A 237-nucleotide genomic window follows, 5' to 3' on the forward strand; every position below is an offset into this window, starting at 1 on the left:
GCCCGCTTGTCGGAGGCGCGTACCGTTGTTTCGGTCAACATGCGGCGGATCTGGTGCGGCTCCTTCGACCAGCTATCCTTGATCGCGTCCCAGACCTGTTCCTGACGGCTGTGATCGGGATTGACGGTGAAAGCCATGAGCTGTTCGAGCGTCACGCCGTCCTCGGCATAGAGGTTGAGCAGCGAGGGCGCGACGGAAGCCAACCGCAGGCGCTGCTTCACGATATTGGTGGAAACG

1 pseudogene is annotated in these 237 nt (G+C 61.6%); it reads right to left on the minus strand.

What is annotated here, in order from left to right:
- Positions 1-237: pseudogene (locus HBA93_RS23460) on the minus strand (DNA-binding protein); the annotation flags it as partial.

The sequence above is a fragment of the Ochrobactrum sp. SFR4 genome, assembly GCF_019730395.1.
GTDB lineage: Bacteria > Pseudomonadota > Alphaproteobacteria > Rhizobiales > Rhizobiaceae > Pseudochrobactrum.